Genomic DNA, 19,514 nt, shown 5'->3' with positions numbered 1-19,514 from the left:
CAAAAGTCGTTAGATCAGCTAAATTTTTCATACTCTAAATTCAATTCACCCAAAAACTCTGACCTAGCCAACTCGATAATAACAAGACCTTGAAGCTACGAAAGCGTTATCCTACAAGGTCTTTTAACTCTTGAATGTTCAAATATCTGTTATCCATAGATGCATCTATTCAAATATGTTATAGAACTCACCTTAATAAACACGGCAATCAATTATTACAATAGTGTCATAATTCCAAAACCATAGGGGACTTTTCATTCAATCTGCTTAATTACACTTGCTGTAACCGCAGCTACTACATGTTTTACAGCCTTCCACATTGATCAGCGATGCTGAACCGCATGAAGGACATAAGTCTATCGATTGGACACAAGCCTTTTGCTCCTCACCTTCAGCATCGTTCTCTCCATTGTCCTCATCCATCTGCACATGGCTTTCCAGTGCTTTGGCCACGGCATCGGCGATGGATTCCACCCGGTTGGCTCCGAAGCCAATCGCCCCTGAACCGCCGATGCCCTTCAGATGTTTGATCAGAAGCTCCACTTTATGACCATGGTCACCATATCGCAGGAATAGAGAGCAGACCCGGCCTAATGCCTCAGCCATCGCAAATACATCCGAGCCTGCCTTGCCAACATTGAGGAAAATCTCGCCGGGTGTACCATCCAGATCGTTAATCGTAATATAGGCCATGCCAAACGGCGTATTGATCTTATACGTTGCACCGCGTAGCACTTGCGGACGGCGTTTGTACTGCGTATCCACAACAACTTCTGTTACTTGTTCGGCCGTCGCTGGCAAACCTGCCCTAACCTCCGTATTCCCGTTCTCTTTCTCCGAGGCGTCTTCTTTCTTCGAGGTGGAGAGCACCTGCACATCCCTGCTGCCATCCCGATAGATGGTTACCCCTTTACAACCGAGATGAAAGGCTAACTCATACAGTTCTGCCGTATCCTCCACTGTAAAATCAGCCGGACAATTTGCCGTTTTGGAGATCGAACTGTCCACCCATTTCTGAATCCTGGCCTGAACCCGAATATGATTCTTAGCTGAAAGGTCCATCGCAGTCACATAATAATCCGGTAAAGGTTCGCCGGGATGCTGCTCGAGCCAATCTTGAGCAATCGGTACAAATTGTTCATCATACCCAAGACGGCTCTGGCGAAAATATTTAAAGGCAAAATACGGCTCAATGCCGGTCGACGTTCCCACCATCGTTCCGGTACTTCCCGTAGGCGCTTGAGTAATCAGCGTCACGTTTCGAACCCCATTTTCACGGATGGCTTCTCCAACCTCAGGATATGTTGCTGTCATCTGTTTCATAAATCCACTCTGTAAGTAAGGTTCTACCTCAAACGCGGGGAACGCACCTTTCTCCGCAGCAATCTCGGCTGAAGCCAAATAGACCTCCTTGGCCATGAATCCGTACAGTTTATCGAGAAAATCAAGCGACTCTGTACTGCCATAACGGATACGAAGTTTGATCATTAGCTCCGCAAGCCCCATTGTGCCAAGCCCCACCCGGCGTTCACGCTGCTGATTTAATCGATTTTCTTCAAAATGATACGGCGTCGCGTCAATCACGTTATCCAAAAATCTGACCGAGATGTGCGTGGTTTCCGCCAGTTCGTCCCACGCCACATCGTGATTGGTTTCATCATAGAATTTGGACAGATTAATCGCCGACAGATTACATACCCCCCAGCCGGGAAGACCCTGTTCACCACAAGGATTAGTACATATGATCGGATTAAAATACCAGCTGTTAGACATCTGGTTATAGTACTCCATGAATACAACGCCAGGCTCGGCTGATTTCCACGCAGATTCAATAATCGTATGCCATATTTCTCGCGCTTTCACCGTGCGATATGGAATGACCTTATGTCCTTCTGCCTTCCACCGGCTCAGATCGCCCTCCCACTTGATATCATAATCGGGATCACGGGTATCGGGAAAAACAAGCTCCCAATCCCCGTCCTGCTTGACGGCCTCCATGAACGCGTTGCTCACGCAAACCGACAGATTCGCATTGGTCACCTGTCCCATCGTTTGTTTTACCGTAATAAAATCCAGCACATCCGGGTGCCAATCATTCATCATCAGCATCAACGCACCACGACGGCTGCCGCCTTGTTCGATAAGGCCCGTTGTATAACTGAACAAACCGCCCCAGGATACCGATCCGCTGGACGAACCGTTCACGCCTTTTACCATAGCTCGCCGCGGACGAAGCGAAGACAGATTGATACCTACCCCACCACCGCGGGCCATAATTTCGGTCATTTCCGTCAACGTCTTCATGATACCGCCCCGGCTGTCTTGCGGAGAAGGAATGACATAACAGTTAAACAGCGTCAATTCATCACTGGCTCCGGCACCAGCAGCAATGCGCCCCCCAGGAACCAGCTTCCAGTCATCCAGCACAGAACGGAATTTCTTCTCCCACAATACCTGCTCTTCAGGTGTCGATTCAACAGATGCCATCGCTCTCGCAAGACGATCCCACATCTCTTCTGGTGTCTTCTCTATCGTGAGCGTCAATTTCTCCACATCGGTCTCTATAATCACATCGCTTCGCGTCCGTACTTTAACATGCTGTCCCTGCCGCTCTACAATCTGCCCCACTTCCTTCACCGGGAACCTGGGATCATCCTTCGTTAGCACAAGTACGATATCTCCGATTTTTGCATGATTCGAATCCTCGTCTTTCCAGGCATAACGATCCAGAAATATTTTCTCGCTGAGCCCATGCAGTTTTTGCTTGTTTTCCTGGTTATCCTCTGGATGACTCGTTTGTGTATTGTTGGATGACATCATTGAAATCAACCTCCCCGAATAGACAATTCAATTCATCAGACAAACTGCTTTTCCTGTGAATAAAATATGCAAAAATACTACATATAGTGATATATAACCAGTATATTACACTATATATTGATATTCCACAAAAAACCCTTATAATCTCACCGGTTACGATGCGGAACAGGTTATGAACTCCCTTTCCTTCGTCCATACTATTACCTACGAATAAAACATTATCTATATTTTGAATGATCTATAATCCGGGATACAACGCTCAGAAGTTTGTTCTTTCATCGGAGTAATCCGTGAAGATCATGTCCAACATAAATAGAATGGCAGAGGAGGTCGCATCATGAACCGGAAACATCCGCATCATCCGAATCAACCTGTAGCTGAGTTGCCTGTGCCTCTTGAGTTTGATCGTAACTGGCTTAGCCAGCTTGAATCACGTTTGGACAAAGGCGGCCCTTGGGGGGATTACCGTCTTTTTCAACTTGGCATTCAGGCGGAAGAAACCAATCTAATTCCGAACTTTGATGAAATCCAGTGTCTGAAGCATTTGCAAGGTTTGACCCCGCTTCCTCACCAGATGGATACGGCACGCAAAGTATTATTTGAAATGTCAGGCCGGGCCATTCTTGCCGATGAGGTAGGTCTGGGCAAAACGATAGAAGCCGGTCTTATTCTGAAAGAATATATGGTTCGTGGTCTGGTATCTAAAGTATTAATTCTCGTACCTGCCTCTCTTGTGCTGCAATGGGTGCGTGAGCTGAATTCCAAATTTGGCATCCCTGCAATTGCTCAGAAAAAAGCCTACTCTTGGCAAAATGAAGTCGTAGTCGCTTCCATGGACACGGCCAAGCGCGACCCACACAAGGATATGCTGCTGGGCACAGACTATGACATGATCATCATTGATGAGGCCCATAAACTGAAAAACAAAAAAACGACCAACTACCAATTCATGTTGAAATTGCGCAAAAAATATTGCCTATTGCTCACGGCTACGCCTGTGCAGAACGACATGAGTGAACTATTCAATCTCATCAACTTGCTAAAGCCTGGCCAGCTTGGTCGTCAGGGCGATTTTGCAGCCAACTTTGTTGTGGATAAACGTGTTCCCAAAAATCAGGCACAGCTCAAAGACGAGCTGTCCAAAGTGATGATCCGTAACAGACGAGGGGAAGGCCCCGTGCAATTTACGAAGCGGAACGTTTCTAACGTAGATCTGCAACTCTCCCCCGAAGAGCAGACGCTCTATGACGGGGTGACCTCGTTTGTCAAAGACCAGTACCAGGAAGCGGGCGGTAATCTCAGCAGCATGCTTTCGCTCGTCACGTTACAACGGGAAGTCTGTAGCAGCCGGGATGCCGTATTTGTAACCCTTGTGAATCTGTCTAAGAAACTTCCGCTCGATTCCCCGCTGCGAGATAAAATCTGGGAGCTGGTGGCCCATATCAAGGCGATTAAAGAAAATACAAAGGCCGAAAAAACGATGGAACTGATTCGTGATATGAATGAGAAGGTCATTATTTTCACGGAATACCGGGCGACGCAGGAATATCTGCTGAACTATTTTCGCAACAACGGCCTTACAGCCGTTCCTTATCGGGGCGGTATGAATCGGGGTAAAAAGGACTGGATGATGGATCTCTTCCGCGGGCGCGTGCAGGCAATGATTGCCACGGAAGCTGGCGGTGAGGGCATCAACCTGCAATTCTGTCATCACATGATCAACTTTGATCTGCCGTGGAACCCGATGCGGGTAGAGCAGCGGATTGGCCGGGTTCATCGGCTAGGGCAGCAGAATGACGTTAACATTTTCAACCTGTCTACCAAAGGCACGATTGAAGAACATATTTTGAATCTGCTGCATGAGAAAATTAATATGTTTGAGATGGTCATCGGCGGATTGGATGTCATTCTGGAGCGGCTGGAGAAAAATGAATCCATTGAAAAAAGTCTGTACAAAATTATGCTGGAATCGCAGAACGAAGAAGATATTCGCCGCAAAATGGACTCGCTCGGTCAATCGCTGAGCACGATTCAGCGTGAAGTCGCGGATGAGGTGCCGTTGATAACCCAACTTGATCTGCACAAAGGAGGCAACTGATCCATGACGATGTCACCGCATGAGATCCAGGCTTATGTTCTGACCTACCTGGAAGCCCTGGATTGTCAGATCATGGAACGATCCCCTGCTCATGTTACCGTTAAGCTGTCACCTGAAGCAGACAAGGCATTAACGAACCGTCCCTATTACTGGGGATTTGTGGAACGTGTCGGGGTGGAACCTGAGACTATGTCCTTTACATTTGTTTTTGACCCGGAGGCCTACCAGCAAATAACGGAAGCGGCAGAAGCCAAAATCAAAGCTGCAGAGCCTGCTCGAGTCTCTACGGAAGCGAACTCTGATGCACCGAAAGATACGATTCTCGGACGTTATTTCGGCATCACACCCTCAATGCCACAGCTCGGCCCTGGACGCATTCTGCGGGAAGATGTCGTGTATGGCAGCCGCAGGTTGCAACAGATTTTTGAGGCGGCACGCGAAGGTGGTGCTTTTGTTAACCTGTTTGAACAAGCTGCCAAACGTCAGATTCGGGCCACAGTTCCAGCTGTGTATGAACCTTGGTTAGGCGTTTGTTTTAAAGTGGAGTTTGCGTGTGATCTGAAACGGGAGGAGTTACATTTTCTCGGCATTTCATTGCGCTCGGGTGAAATTATCGAGAAATTCGGCAGCAAGCTGAACCGGCGTGATCTCAGTCCAAGGCTGGCTGAAAATATGCACGCTCAGTCACCCAAAATTTCACTCGCTGATGCCGGGGCTGCTCTCGAAATGCATCTCACCAATCATCTGAGTACACTTGATTATAGCTGGGCAGAAAAAGCCAAAGAACGCCTGCAACTGGAACTGGATGTTGTCGACGCGTATTATGAAGCCGTGCTGCGGGAAGATATGCCTGAGGTTACTGAAGGAGATGCCACTCCTGCTTCATCTAAACCCTCAGCAACCCATTCAGATGTACAGACTTCAGCTGATGTTCAGGCGATTTCCCCTCCATCACCCGCTCCGTCTTTCCATAATCGGGTTCGTGGCGTACTGGAGCCAGTCACGGATGACGTGGAATTGGCTGCCGAACCAGCCGTTATGCTTACTCAGGATCAGGAAGACCCAGAGCAAGAAAAAGCAAAACAGGCGGTCATGGATCGTGAAGCAATGAAACAGCAATATGAGACACGACGAACCGAAATGATCTGGCAATATGAGCCCAAGGTGAAGGTCACCGCCATTAGCAGCGGCATGTTTCACTTAAGATAAGACGAAGACACTACTTTTCCTGCAAATGCTGGCAAAAGTAGTGTTTATTCATGATCACTGAACCGACACTTTGCAGCACTCTTTGCATCGTCTCTGCTCTACAATGGAATCAGGAAGAAGGTGTTCAAGTTGAAGATACACGCCACGACAGAACGAGAAAATCTATGGAAGCCCCTATACGTCTTCCTGAGCGTAATGATCGGTCTCACCCTCTTCTCATTCGGGTCAACAGCTCACGCGGCTGTACTCACCGACAGGTTGGCTCCCGCTGCTGTAGAGCAATATGCCCAGCAACAAGCTAGTGTGCTTGGCACATCTAATTCGGACTGGCTTACTGCCCAGCTTGAATATTATCCTTTGGGGCCGGGTACCCACGGCTGGCTTGTTTACGCCAACGTTCAGGATCAACGAATCGGGTATATGATTATTTCCATAACTGAACAAGGAAAGTATTTCCTTAGCGAGTACGGTCAGGGAGAAGAAGTGCTGTACAATAACGAGTTGTTAGGACAGGCTCTGGAACGACAGCAATTGAATCTGAGCACAATACAAACCGCAGGTGGAGAGCTTACGCGTCGATATGCTGCTCCTCTGCTGGCGTATTGGAAAGTGGGACGTGCGAATTATCCTGCCTTGTATATTGATGCATCGAATGGAGATTTGTTACCGAGTGATGTGTTGGAACGTTTAGAGAAAAGTCCCGGAACGCAATCTTCGGCCCCACCGAAGTTGCAAGAATTGCAGGCCATGCCTGCCGCCACAACGTGGATCACAGATCCAGTCCGTTTGCGGCCAGCTTTTGGCCCCTCATTACAACTAACCTGGCTAACATCTGAACCTCTTCAACTCTCTCAAGTCAAGGAACGGATTCAGAACAGTCATCTTAGTGCTCTTGTTTTTTCAGCAGGAGAACGCAATCTATTTTACGGAGGCCCCTTGCCAGTAAGCGGATACCAAATGTGGCATACGCAACAACCCGAAGCAATACCCCCAATCCAAACGGGTAACAAGGATAGATCAGGTTTAACCACTGGGACAGGGAAAGAATCAGCGTCTGTTCTTTATGTAGGGCTTGGAGGTTTTGACTCCACTCAACGGTTTGTACCTTTGAATAAGCTTTTGCTTGACGGGCATTTTTACATGATCAATCTGTAGAAGACAAGCACAAACTCCAATCACATGATAAAAAGACGCGTCCCTTCTCGGACTGCGTCTTTTTGTTTAATTTATACAGGTTTAAGACAACACTTCACTCAGAGTTTCACTCAGAACCTTTTTTCTTTTTACCCATCCATAGCGATACCGCAAAAGGAATCATGCCAAACCACTTCATCGACCACGGCTCTTTCCTCCTGCTTTGCGCTCTCCGCTCTTTCCGTTCATCCTTCGGGGTGTCGATATAATGCACCACACGCTGTGTAATGTATTTAACCAACTCATCACTCTTAGCCATCATACAGCCTCCTTTTCCGCACAACCGTAACGTGACCGTTATTCCTATTGTGTGCAGAACGTGATGGAACTAAACATTATTTTGTGCAGCAGCGTATGAAATGATGCAAAATGCACAGTCTAATGCCAAAGGTATCCATCCTGTCTCCCTTGTGCTTCTGAACCATAAATACCGTAATAGGAGTGTGTATTTGCATGTTCAAGCTGTTATTGACCGTTTCCGTGACCTTGCTAATTAGTTTACATTCTCTTTCTGGTCTGTCCTCGGCGTTCCGTTTGGATCACCCTGATCCATCTGCTGATCAGACATCCATCATGCCAATCACCGAAGGGGATGCCTATCGCTCCAGCCATCACGCTTTTGCAGCGCCGACTATTTTGCTGGATGTTGGACATGGAGGTATAGACGGCGGCACATCCGACGCAGGTGTTTTGGAGAAAGACATTAATTTGGCCATCAGTCAAAAGTTATATTTGCTGCTTCGCAGCAAAGGTTACGCGGTCATCATTAACCGCCTCGGCGATTATGCACTTAGTGATGAGAATCGCTGGTTAAACAGCCGCTCACGTCACGTTAGGGATCTCGCACAGCGCAAAAGCCTCAGTGAGGAAGTTAGCACCGATATCGTCGTTAGTATTCACGCCAATTGGAGTTCGCGCTCAGCTACGCACGGCCCTGTAGTGCTGCACCAGAGAGAGGGTAGAAGTTATTTGCTGGCGCAATCCATTCAGGATGCCATGAATCGCTTATGCGGTACCCATCGTGAAGTGGTATGGGGCAAGCCGTTTTATATGCTGAATTACGTGAAACAGCCCGCAGTTATTGTGGAAACCGGTTTTTTGAGTAATGCAGCCGACCGGGCCAGAATCAATAATCCGGCAGAACAAAAACGCATTGCCCAGTCGATTGCAGACGGTATCATTTATTATCTGTCGGTAGTGTAGGGGCTGCTTCCCAGTGCCATACATCCCTTATCATATCGCCGATACCAACGAATTGAACCCGCTTCTGCAAGCGGGATACCGACTCGCGTATTACTGCGGAAGTGTTCATTCCGGTGTGACCCACATGACCAATGACAACGCAGCTTTTCTTGTCAACCGCACGCTGAGCAGCCAGATCAAGCTGTTTGCGGATGTGTGCCTTTGAATTTTGGTCATCGAGAAAAATGTCATTACCCACAGGCGGCAACTTTTTGGCTATAGCAAGCTCTCCGACCACGGAGCGAAAATTGGTACGACTGTCCACGAAAAATAGCCCATGCTCCCGACAAACGTCCAGTACAATGGACATGATGCGTTTATCAGAAGTGATTTTGGAACCCATATGATTGTTCATACCGATGGCATAGGGAACATCTTCAATAGCCTTTTCCACCCGTTCCCGAACCTGCTCATCCGTCAGATTGGATGTGATGGCCCCTGGGCCAAGCCATTCCGGTTTGCCCTTCTTGGGTTCCATCGGCATGTGAACAATCACATCCATCCCTTTTTCATGCGCAGCGATCGCATCTTTTTTCGTTGTTTGCAAAAAAGGCATTACGGCCACAGTCAGCTTCACAGGCATATCAAGAATCTCCTTGGTACCCCTCATATCATTGCCGACATCATCAATAATGATGGCCATTCGATTGAGCTGAGATGATGATAACTTCGTCTCTGGCGGCATAGCAGAAACTTCGGTTCCTCCTGAGGCAATGACTATACTTACGACACACAGGAAGATCCAAAATCGAAACTTCAGTCCCCCCCAGTAACCTTTTCTCCATTTATGTCGCATCATATCCTGCAGCCTCCTCTGTACTTGGTGTTCTCATTGTTTGATTCCAGCTGCAGTTCTATGTAAGTTCACTTTCCCAATTCATTCTAAAATAATTGGAACACAAAAAAAGCCTGCATTAGAGCAAGCTTTATCATGTGAACTCATCACCAATTTTATATTACGGACTCCACTAACTTGTCAGTAAAACGATCACTTTTTTGCAAAAATCAGATTTCGGCTCCGGTTCACGGGTTTAATGCCTGAGCTAAACGCTCAATATACTCGTTTCGAATCCGTTGACTGCTCTCCGCTTCGGGAGCTACATGCTCTGAAGCATGATAACAACCCGGATACAGATGAAATTCGACCTTAACTCCTGCTCTCGTCAGACGGATAACATAGTCCATGATCTCATCCCGGAACAGATCCAGCTCACCGACACAAATATAAGCAGGTGGCAGACCTGTAAGATCGGCAGCAAGGCTTGGAGAAGCATATTCAGGAATATCATCGTTCCACTTCGGTCCGAGATACATCTGCCAGGCCGCCATGTTGTGTGCTCGGTTCCATACCGAAGGATATGTGATCTCATAGCTAGACGATGTACTATTCCGATGATCCAGCATCGGGTACAGAGGCAGCTGAAAGCACAGTTCAGGCCCCTTCCGATCTCTTGTCAAAAGAGTGAGCGCTGCTGCAAGCCCGCCCCCTGCACTGGCTCCCCCAACGGCAATACGCTCTAGATCTATTCCTCGTGTCACGGCCTCTCCAGATATCCATTCGAGTGTGCTATAACAGTCTTCAAGTCCTGCAGGATAAGGATGTTCCGGTGCCAATCGATAATTCGGAGAGACGACAATGCACCCGGCACGGATCGCAAAATCTGTACACAGCTGATCATCTCCCTCGGGATTTCCCAGAATCAGCCCACCCCCGTGAATCCATAACAGGGCCGGTCTATCCGTTGTATCTATATGCGCAGGTGTATAGATACGAAGCTGCAGTTCGTTTCCATCCACTCCGTGAATGTACATGTTCACAATCTCGACAGCTGTCGAAGTTTGAACAACTTGCACGGCATTCGTACGTGCTTTCATCAAGTCCTCTGGCAACTGTATGACCTCAAGTCCCAGTAGACCCGCCCGCAGCTCCGGTGTCACCCTACTCATAAAATCCATTCTGTATCCCCCTGTCTCGTAAAGAATTCATAACGTAACTAACTTACTTGTGCGCCTGTATATCAACCGGTTGACATACGAACAACACAGGAATTGTGCTTTTTTCAAAGCACCCCTTCTATGTTGTTTCCCGCTCAATCAGTTGGACTGGAAACAGGTTTGTACTCGGAATGTCTTCTCCCTTAATCTGTTGTACAACCAGTTCAATAATGCGTTCTGCCATCTCCTGCACCGGTTGTCGTACACTACTTAGACGCGGACTGAGCAACGAAGCAATTTTCACATCATCATAACCGACAATTTTCATATCCTCAGGGACATGTCTTCCCGCATGACGAGAGGCCTGTAACGCTTCAGCCGCAATGACGTCACTACTTGCAAATATGCCATCCACTGCGGGATGTTGATTCAGAAACTGTATGATCTCCTGTTGAATCTCCTGCTCGTCCCTAGCGGATGCGTTCAGCTGTAGATGAATCGGATCGAGACCCGCGTTACGCATCACTTCTTCATATCCCTGTGCCCTCCCGTTTGCTAGCAAAGCGACATGGTGCGGCCCACCAATCCCTCGATAGAGAAAAGCAGGTTGTTTACAATTCTTGTCGAGCAGAAGTTGTGTAGCCTGCCTGCCTCCCATCTCGTTATCCGAAGAAACGACCGGAATGTTGTCAGCCACTTCGCGATCCAGTGAAACAATCGGCAGATTGAGATTCAGATAATGTTCCACTTCAAGCAGAGAACTGCCTGTGATGATGGCGTCCACCTTGTTTTTTTTCAACATATCAATATATTTGCTCTCTTTACCAACATCCCGATTCGAATTACACAGTAACAGTTTGTATCCGGACTTATCCGCATAATACTCTAGATGATATGTCATCTCACTGAAAAAAGGATGGGATACATCTGGAATGATCAAACCGATCATATTGGATTTTTTGCGAAACAGTGCTCTTGCCATCTCGTTGGGTTGATAATCGAGCTCTTCCATTACGCGATAGACCTTTTCACGGGTTCCCTCGCTAATATAGCCTCTATTATTCAGTACACGGGACACCGTTGTGACAGATACTCCCGCTTTTTTGGCAACATCATCAATCTTGGGCATAACTGTTAACCACCTTGCTCTTTTTAATCCATTATAAACTTAATCGTTTTCCATTTCACTCCAGCCGTCCCGTTTCTACTTCAATGCACCCTCTGTAATTCCCTTAATAATCTGCTTCTGCAGAACCAGATACATAATCAATACCGGAATAATTGTCATGATCAAACCAGCCATCAGCGGTGCATAATCCACCGAATATGATGAGAAGAAATTATACGTCGAGAGCGGCAACGTTTTGTGTTCCGGTGATAACAGTACCAAGCTGGGAAGTAAATAGTCATTCCAGATCCACAACACATCCAGCACAATCAGAGTAACAAATACCGGTCTTAACAAGGGAAGCACAATCTGGAAGAACGTTCTCATACGAGAGCTACCTTCAATAAAAGCAGATTCTTCGAGTTCATACGGGATGCCCTTAATAAATCCGTGGAACGTAAATACGCCAAAAGGCACACCGAAACCCAGGTACATAAACAGCAAGGTTATTTTGGAGTCGAGCAGACTCATATTGCCGTATAACATCACCAGCGGGATCATTAATACCTGAAACGGTAGAGCAAGTGAAGCCAGCATTGCATAGAAGAGGATGCCGTTCACGCGCCATTTGAAGCGGACAAACAGATAACCCGTCATGGATGAGAAAAAAAGAATCAGGATCACCGAACCGACTGTAATCAGCAGCGAGTTCAAAAATCCGTCCAGAAAATTCATATTGTCAAATGCACTGACGTAGTTATCCAGTTGAATACCTGCTGGCAGTGATAAAGGATTCTCCACGAACTGCTGGGTCGATTTGAATGAGTTCATAATAATCAGCAAAAACGGTGTTAGAAACAGGAACAGCAAAACGTACAGCAGTATTTTTTTCAACGAGGGAAGATATTGGCGGCTTGACATCAGGATTCAACCTCCAATCTCTTGAGCAGGTACGATTGTGTCAGCGCAATGATAGCGACTACTGCAAAGAGCACTACAGCTTCCGCCTGACCAACCCCATACTGGTTGGACAAAAATGCCTTTTGCACGATATGGTAGGTCGCCAGCTCCGTGGAGTTAAACGGCCCTCCTTTGGTCAATGCAAGGTTGATATCATAGGTCAGAAATGAACGGGAAATTGAAATAAATACACAGATGACAATGGCCGGAATCGTAAGCGGCAGCATAATACGGCGAATCGTTGCCATACGGTTTGCTCCATCGATGCTGGCTGCCTCGAGTACATCATTCGGAACCCCGGCAAAGCCGGCAATATAGATGATCATTAAATAACCAATCAGTTGCCATGACGTAGTAATGACCAGTGCCCAAAAAGCAGTATCCGTGTTGGTTAACCAGGATGTCTCAAACCAGACCCAACCATACTTTTGCCCCAGATAAGGCAGTACCTGCGAAAATAATGTCTGCCACAGATATCCGAGAATAATGCCGCCAATCAGATTCGGTGTGAAAAAACCTGTACGAAGCCATTGCTCACCTCTACCCCCGCCGGTCAGGACAAGAGCGACAAAAAAAGCAGCAGCGTTAGCGATAATGACAGTGAAAAATACATATTTCAGGGTGAACCATAATTGAGTCCAGAACACACTATCTTGCCAGACCGCGATATAATTGGATATACCAATAAATGTGTTATCCCCGGTACGAACATCCCAATTGGTGAACGTAAGGTACAATCCAACGATAAACGGGATCACAACCACTGCGAGAAAAGCGATGACGGAAGGCGCTCCAAAGAGTAAGAAGGTTCCCGCGTTTCTCATCCGTATTTTTCTATCCATGTTGACCTCCTGTGTGTCCCTTGGCTTGGTAACGGCTTGATGAATGATTTAATGAACGATTGGAATAATGGAGGATGCGCCCCCTGTATGGATGCACATCCTCTTTCAAACGTTTATAATTCTATTTTCCCGCCTGACTAGCCCAGTAAGCTTGCACTTCCTCTGCCAGTCCTTTCCGATCAATAACACCTGCCAAATATTTCTGCATCGATGCGCCAGTCTTTGCCCAGTAATCCTGTGGTAAATAGTTAATCACACTGATATTCAACACCTTTCCTTGGTCTACGTACTGGTTCACCGCTTCGGATAAAATGTTACTGCTTTTCACTTTGACATCTTTATATGGCAGCGCCAGACCCATCTGTCCGACAATCGCCTCCTGCCCTTCGTCACTCGTTACCATCCATTGAATAAATGCTTTGGCCGCAGCCTGCTGAGCTTCCGTAGAACCTGAATTATCGATTGCAATGAGTTTGGGCTCACTGTACGCCACTTGTGTATTTCCGTAATCTTCGGGATTGTTGCTGACCGGAACTGGGATAATGCCGAACTCTTTGTCCCGACCTTCCAGACTGCCAATCACAGCCCAGTTCCAGTCACCCATGAAATAAAAAGCAGCTTCTCCTTTAGCAAAATCTGTACTGTCTTTGGTGTAATCTGCCACCAGCGGATCTTTGCTGCGTGCATTATATTTTTTCAGCAGATCGAACGTATCAATCAATCCGTTAAATGCAGCATTGTCCGTGAGCTTCGCAGTTCCATTTTCCAAGTCCTTCACGAATTTACGATTGTCTTCCACGTTGCTCGATTGAAGAGAATAGGTCAGTCCCAGATAATGCGCTCCAAGTGACCAGTCTGCACCATGTAGCATGACAGGTGCTTTGCCAGCAGCCTCTACTTTTTTGAAAACAGCTTCCAGATCATCACGAGTTTTAATGCTGTTCGGATCAAAAGAGCCACCCATCGCGTCATCTACAACCCGTTTGTTGTATAAAAGACCGTATCCTTGTGCTGTCCAAGGGATACCCAGAAATTGACCATCCAGCAGGGCTCCGTCTACAGCACCAGGTTTCGTTAAGCCTTCATATGTTGCCTTTTCGGAATCCATATTAAGAAATTTGTCTTTATATTGCAGAATCGTACCTGCATCCAGATTTGCAATCGTTGCGGGATTGCCAGATGCAAGCAGAGATTGAAATTTCTCCAGCTGCGCTCCACCAATCGGGGTAGGGATTAGCTCAATGGTTACCTCCGGATGTAGCTCATGATACGTTTTGAACAACTTTTCAAAGACGCCGTTTACTTCAGCCGAAGTGTTGAAAAAGGTTAATTTCACCTCTTTTGAAGCCTCACCGGCCTGCTTGTCAGAACCCTGCGATGAAGAATTCGTTGTTTTTCCTGAGGAACAGGCGGTGATGATTAACATCAGTAACAATACGCTAACAAACGGTACCCATATCTTTTTCATTTCTCAACTTCCCCCCTGATGTTCGTTATGAATGCGCATACATTTTGAATACAGCTTTATCATAATGGCGATATTCTGACATGTCAACCGGTTGACATAAATTTTACAGAAGCTTATTTTCCTATGAAAATAGTATTCATGTCATAAAAATATAAAAAATTACAAAGAACTGCAATATATCGGGTATTTTTCACAGGAATAATATAGTAGAATTTACAAAACAAAACTTTTCCTTGTTATCCAATCATCTATTAGATGCATCTTGATCGAGAGGATGTGATGCCCGCCCTATTCGAAGTTATGCCGAGGAATTTATTTTTCTTGTCCATGCTTTCGCAAGTCACTTATATTGAGGAGAGTGTACACATTGAAGATGAATCTCAAATTTAAAAAATCAGTCAACATTTTGTTAGCCTGCTTAACTGCTCTGCCACTGATGTTAACTCCAACGAACGTATCCGCGGCGAGTGACGCCAACATCAACTTATCCTCACAGAAACAAGTAATCCGTGGTTTCGGCGGCATTAACCATCCCGTCTGGATTGGCGACTTAACGGCGGCACAACGTGAAACCGCTTTCGGAAATGATCAGAACCAACTGGGATTCTCCGTGCTCCGAATCTGGGTTGACCCGGATCGGAATAACTGGTCTCGTGAATTGGCTACAGCCAAACGTGCGATTGAAAAAGGAGCTATCGTCTTTGCATCACCTTGGAACCCTCCAAGCAGTATGGTTGAGACGTTTAATCGAAACGGTGATACCAATGCAAAACGATTACGGTATGACAAATACGCTGCTTACGCGCAACATCTGAATGATTTTGTAACTTATATGAAAAATAACGGTGTAAACCTGTATTCCATTTCCGTTCAAAACGAGCCGGATTATGCTCATGACTGGACTTGGTGGACGCCGCAAGAGATTCTTCGTTTCATGAAAGAAAACGCAGGTAGCATTCAAGGTGCCAAAGTCATGGCTCCAGAATCCTTCCAATACCTCAAAAACATATCTGACCCGATTCTGAATGATCCACAAGCGCTTGCTAACATGGACATTCTGGGAGCACATTTGTATGGAACACAGTTCAGCAACTTTGCCTACCCTCTTTTCAAACAAAAGGGAGCCGGCAAAGAGCTCTGGATGACTGAGGTGTATTATCCAAACAGTGACAACAATTCGGCTGATCGCTGGCCAGAAGCATTGGATATCTCCTACCACATGCACAATGCAATGGTTGAAGGCGATTTCCAAGCCTATGTATGGTGGTACATCCGCAGATCATATGGACCAATGAAAGAAGATGGTACGATCAGTAAACGTGGTTATAACATGGCCCACTTCTCCAAATTCATACGCCCAGGCTATGTCAGAGTTGATGCTTCCAAAAATCCGGACACAAACACTTTCGTATCTGCATACAAAGGCAACAACCGAGTGGTTATCGTAGCCATTAACCGTGGTACCTCTGCGGTTAGCCAAAAGTTCGTGCTGCAGAATGGCAATGCCTCCACGGTGTCTTCTTGGGTGACAGACGCCAATCGGAACTTGGCAAGTCAATCCGCAATCAATGTATCTAACCGAGCCTTTACTGCACAGCTTCCAGCGCGCAGTGTAACCACTTTTGTAGCTAACCTCACAGGTACAAACCGTATTTCGGAAGAGGACATTGCCTCCGAGTTTGAAATTGAACTTCCATTGACGGATATGGAGACTAACGTTGACACTGACGTTACGCCTGCTGTTGAACCCGTGAATCAGTAAAATACAAACCAAGCCCTCAATTCCTTACATGCTCATGTGGCACGTAAGGAATCGGGGGCTTTTCTTCAAGAGAAGTATTCCAGAATCAATTCGAATAAAAAAAGGTTCCTTCAGAAGTTAATCTGAGGAACCTTTTTATTCGATGCGGTCGAGAGGACTCGAACCTCCACGGGGGGTTAGCCCACACGGACCTGAACCGTGCGCGTCTGCCAATTCCGCCACGACCGCATATATTTTGTCTCTCCAATTATTATCGGCGACAAGAAATAATATATCACGCGTGCTTTGACCTGTCAATACATAAAAATAAACAAATACGTGCGAACCGAATACGTAGTCGGTTCGCACCCCTTGGGCTTGCCTGTGATGAAGCTATACATAACCGTTGGTGATGTGTTATTCACTACTGTCCAGAAAAGATCTTTTACAGCTTGGACGGCCAGTTGCCGTACCATGCATAACCGCCTCTTCTTTCCTTTTCAATATCACTCAGCTTATATTTCACGACGCCATCACGTCCAACAAAGATAGGTTTGTCCGTACCGAGTTCATAGAAACGCGCCCAGATCGGTGATGCACTCGAATCAGCAATGATTCGGCTGTCCCCGTTCCCACGCTCATACCGATATCCTGTAATTTTCACTTTGTTAAACCAAGCTTCGGCACCTTTGATGGATGCAGTGATTCTCGAATTAGCCGATCTTGTTTTCAGAAACTTCACAATATTAACACTTTCACCTGCCGTCAGTGACGGCACTTCATAGATTCTCGCTCCTGCAGGTCTCAGTGAACTGGAATCATGCTGCTGTCCCCAAGCCGTTAACTTCCCACCGGATACCACCTGGGTGTTCAGGATGGCGTCCACTCCTTTAGAAACCGCATTTTTACTACGATTTGCGAGTGAACTGTCGATAAAGGAAAAGTTCCCCTTACGTGCTGCGACTTCATCGAGCATGTACATCACATTAATCATTGCATCATCATTATAAGTAATATGTTTATGATAACCGGAACTTTGATAGACTTGTGGCCAGCCGCCATTGGAATATTGCATGTTAAGCAAAAAATTAATGCCTTTGATTGCAGCAGCCGAGTATCGCTGGTCATTTGTTTTCTTGAATTCAGTTGCAAGTCTTCTAATTTCTGAATATGTAGCTTTATTATCAATTGTTGACTTAGCCCATTCACCTGACGTCTGACTATAATCTTTTCTCCAGCCACCATCCGGGCGCTGATTTTTCAAAATATCGGACAAACTCGCTGTTGTACCAGAGGCATCTGCCGCCGATACGGTTGGTGCAGGAAGAACGGCCATTCCCGCGACGGAAAACACCATTGAACATGCCAGTACAAATGTTACTAATTTTTTTGCTTTCACTCAATAACACTCTCCCCAATTCACAAATTTGATTACTCCCTCATAATAATTCCAATGAAAACAATTTAAATACAAATTTTGTATTTAATAATTGTATGATATGCAATAAACAAACATTTGTCAATATATGCAACATCCTATATGTATTTTCTTTAATTTAACATAAAGGAGTACCCTTTTAGCTCTTGACAAGCTTGTTTAATATCCACACTTGTCTCCCATGAAACACTAATGACTTTTTTGTAATCTTTTCAGCCCTTTTTAAACATAATTATGACTAAAAACGATAATTCCGCTAACATTGACGTTAAAAGAAGGGCTTTAAATAGGTTTGACAATTACGTATTTATGCAATATAGTTTCAAATAGTTACAAAAACTTAATTATTCATTTGCCGAGTTTCAGGATTGAAAACGGGGGAACCATTTTGGGTGAATTATTCTTATACATAGGAAATATAGGGAACCTTCTACCGAACCCTTAGCTAACTCCGTAGGCATCGAAGGGAGAACATTGATTTTGAAAAAACTGATTATTTCCATTTTTGGAGCTGCTGTACTATTTACATCCGGAGCAACAAGCACAGAGGCAAGTACAATTAATACAATGGTTAACAATATGACAGGCATCCCGTATAAGTGGGGCGGCACAACCATGGCTGGCTTCGATTGTTCCGGGTTTATGAGATATCTTTTTAACAAATACAGCATTGAATTGCCACGCACGTCGCAACAACAAGCCAAAGCAGGAACTCCGATATCCAAAGCGAGCATTCGTACAGGAGACCTGGTATTTTTCAACACAACGGGCAGAGGCATCTCACATACAGGCGTTTACATTGGCGGAGGTCAATTTGCTCATGCTTCCACTAGCAAAGGTATCAGCATCACCAAGTTGTCTAACCCTTATTTCAATGATCGTTATGTGACAGCAAGACGCGTTACAGGTCAATTTATGTATAACAAAATGTTGGGTAAAATCTAAGAAACCATTCCGATCTACATCCACATAAGCAGTTACAATAAAAGGGAGGCTCCGGTTTAAACCGGAACCTCCTTTTTATTGTAACATCGTAAGACTACTGCAGCGCCTTCTGCACCCTCATTGCTCCCTGTGACAGAGCATGTCCGCCGCCCACTGCACCAGCGACAGCTACGGTCTCCATGATCTCCTGATCGGTCGCGCCCTTGGAACGTGCCTCTTCTACATGATAGAACGTGCAGACTTCATTATTAGCAAACAAACCGATACCTAGCGCAATTAACTGCTTGGTCTTGGCATCAAGCACACCCGGCTGGAAGCACTCACCCGTGAACTCATGATATGATTTCACCACATCGGGGAGAACATCGCTTAATGCGCCAATCTGATCCTTATACGCATGAACTTTATCATTCATCAATGTCATGACTTGCAGCACACCCTCTCGGCTGTAAACACAGCGATTATTTCCACTGTACCTATCTTCCCACGCCTGTGTCGCAATTATGCCCAGCCT

General features: G+C 46.0%; 16 protein-coding genes, 1 tRNA gene and 1 riboswitch. Of the genes, 6 read left to right on the top strand and 11 right to left on the bottom strand.

Annotation, left to right across the window (positions count from 1 at the left end; all coding sequences use genetic code 11):
- Nucleotides 1-267: 267 nt before the first annotated feature.
- Nucleotides 268-2,817 (bottom strand): adenosylcobalamin-dependent ribonucleoside-diphosphate reductase, encoded by a 2,550-nt coding sequence (locus ACUTVW_RS05105; protein ID WP_445644983.1) that lies wholly within the window; start codon nt 2,815-2,817, stop codon nt 268-270.
- 340 nt (nt 2,818-3,157) lie between these two features.
- Here ACUTVW_RS05105 and ACUTVW_RS05100 point away from each other — a divergent pair, with 340 nt between their 5' ends.
- The 3 genes from ACUTVW_RS05100 to ACUTVW_RS05090 all read left to right on the top strand — a co-directional run bounded on the left by ACUTVW_RS05100 (nt 3,158) and on the right by ACUTVW_RS05090 (nt 7,282).
- Nucleotides 3,158-4,918 (top strand): DEAD/DEAH box helicase, encoded by a 1,761-nt coding sequence (locus tag ACUTVW_RS05100; protein ID WP_445644761.1) that lies wholly within the window; start codon nt 3,158-3,160, stop codon nt 4,916-4,918.
- Nucleotides 4,919-4,921: 3 nt separating this feature from the next.
- A complete protein-coding gene (locus ACUTVW_RS05095) occupies nt 4,922-6,127 on the top strand; it encodes a YqhG family protein (protein WP_445644760.1) in 1,206 nt (401 codons plus the stop codon).
- Between the two features lie 129 nt (nt 6,128-6,256).
- Nucleotides 6,257-7,282 (top strand): hypothetical protein, encoded by a 1,026-nt coding sequence (locus ACUTVW_RS05090; protein WP_445644759.1) that lies wholly within the window; start codon nt 6,257-6,259, stop codon nt 7,280-7,282.
- A 106-nt stretch (nt 7,283-7,388) separates the two neighbouring features.
- Here ACUTVW_RS05090 and ACUTVW_RS05085 read toward each other — a convergent pair whose 3' ends face one another.
- A complete protein-coding gene (locus ACUTVW_RS05085; protein ID WP_445644758.1) occupies nt 7,389-7,583 on the bottom strand; it encodes a YqzE family protein in 195 nt (64 codons plus the stop codon).
- A gap of 191 nt (nt 7,584-7,774) precedes the next feature.
- Between ACUTVW_RS05085 and ACUTVW_RS05080 the strand changes: the two genes are divergently transcribed.
- On the top strand, nt 7,775-8,524 hold the full coding sequence (locus ACUTVW_RS05080) for an N-acetylmuramoyl-L-alanine amidase family protein (protein WP_445644757.1): 750 nt from the start codon (nt 7,775-7,777) through the stop codon (nt 8,522-8,524).
- Here ACUTVW_RS05080 and ACUTVW_RS05075 read toward each other — a convergent pair.
- The 6 genes from ACUTVW_RS05075 to ACUTVW_RS05050 all read right to left on the bottom strand — a co-directional run bounded on the left by ACUTVW_RS05075 (nt 8,499) and on the right by ACUTVW_RS05050 (nt 14,876).
- Complete coding sequence (locus tag ACUTVW_RS05075; RefSeq protein WP_445644756.1) at nt 8,499-9,362, bottom strand: divergent polysaccharide deacetylase family protein; 864 nt, start codon at nt 9,360-9,362, stop codon at nt 8,499-8,501. The two genes, ACUTVW_RS05080 and ACUTVW_RS05075, sit on opposite strands and share 26 nt — an antisense overlap.
- 224 nt (nt 9,363-9,586) lie before the next feature.
- Nucleotides 9,587-10,519 carry an alpha/beta hydrolase gene (locus ACUTVW_RS05070; protein ID WP_445644755.1) on the bottom strand — a complete coding sequence of 311 codons (933 nt, stop codon included), beginning with the start codon at nt 10,517-10,519 and terminating at the stop codon, nt 9,587-9,589.
- Nucleotides 10,520-10,637: 118 nt separating this feature from the next.
- Complete coding sequence (locus ACUTVW_RS05065) at nt 10,638-11,627, bottom strand: LacI family DNA-binding transcriptional regulator (protein ID WP_445644754.1); 990 nt, start codon at nt 11,625-11,627, stop codon at nt 10,638-10,640.
- A 75-nt stretch (nt 11,628-11,702) separates the two neighbouring features.
- Complete coding sequence (locus tag ACUTVW_RS05060) at nt 11,703-12,527, bottom strand: carbohydrate ABC transporter permease (RefSeq protein ID WP_445644753.1); 825 nt, start codon at nt 12,525-12,527, stop codon at nt 11,703-11,705.
- On the bottom strand, nt 12,527-13,408 hold the full coding sequence (locus tag ACUTVW_RS05055; RefSeq protein WP_445644752.1) for a carbohydrate ABC transporter permease: 882 nt from the start codon (nt 13,406-13,408) through the stop codon (nt 12,527-12,529). Before ACUTVW_RS05055 ends, ACUTVW_RS05060 begins: the two co-directional genes overlap by 1 nt.
- Nucleotides 13,409-13,529: 121 nt before the next feature.
- Complete coding sequence (locus ACUTVW_RS05050; RefSeq protein WP_445644751.1) at nt 13,530-14,876, bottom strand: ABC transporter substrate-binding protein; 1,347 nt, start codon at nt 14,874-14,876, stop codon at nt 13,530-13,532.
- Between the two features lie 373 nt (nt 14,877-15,249).
- Here ACUTVW_RS05050 and ACUTVW_RS05045 point away from each other — a divergent pair, with 373 nt between their 5' ends.
- Complete coding sequence (locus ACUTVW_RS05045) at nt 15,250-16,638, top strand: glucuronoxylanase (protein ID WP_445644982.1); 1,389 nt, start codon at nt 15,250-15,252, stop codon at nt 16,636-16,638.
- Nucleotides 16,639-16,781: 143 nt separating this feature from the next.
- On the opposite strand, the gene ACUTVW_RS05040 is transcribed toward ACUTVW_RS05045, so the two are convergent.
- Both ACUTVW_RS05040 and pelA read right to left on the bottom strand, forming a co-directional pair.
- A tRNA-Leu gene (locus ACUTVW_RS05040) sits at nt 16,782-16,866 on the bottom strand.
- A gap of 196 nt (nt 16,867-17,062) precedes the next feature.
- Complete coding sequence (gene pelA, locus ACUTVW_RS05035; protein ID WP_445644750.1) at nt 17,063-18,016, bottom strand: pectate lyase; 954 nt, start codon at nt 18,014-18,016, stop codon at nt 17,063-17,065.
- Between the two features lie 382 nt (nt 18,017-18,398).
- Nucleotides 18,399-18,530: riboswitch (cyclic di-AMP (ydaO/yuaA leader) on the top strand.
- Nucleotides 18,531-18,535: 5 nt separating this feature from the next.
- On the opposite strand from pelA, the gene ACUTVW_RS05030 reads away from it, so the two are divergent.
- The gene (locus ACUTVW_RS05030; protein WP_445644749.1) at nt 18,536-19,000 is read left to right on the top strand and encodes a C40 family peptidase; all 465 of its coding nucleotides are present in this window, start codon (nt 18,536-18,538) and stop codon (nt 18,998-19,000) included.
- Between the two features lie 94 nt (nt 19,001-19,094).
- On the opposite strand, the gene ACUTVW_RS05025 is transcribed toward ACUTVW_RS05030, so the two are convergent.
- Nucleotides 19,095-19,424 (bottom strand): carboxymuconolactone decarboxylase family protein, encoded by a 330-nt coding sequence (locus tag ACUTVW_RS05025; protein ID WP_445644748.1) that lies wholly within the window; start codon nt 19,422-19,424, stop codon nt 19,095-19,097.
- Nucleotides 19,425-19,514 lie beyond the last annotated feature (90 nt).

It is taken from the genome of Paenibacillus sp. TSA_86.1 (assembly GCF_052691815.1).
This window is presented reverse-complemented; position numbering and strand designations above follow the sequence as displayed.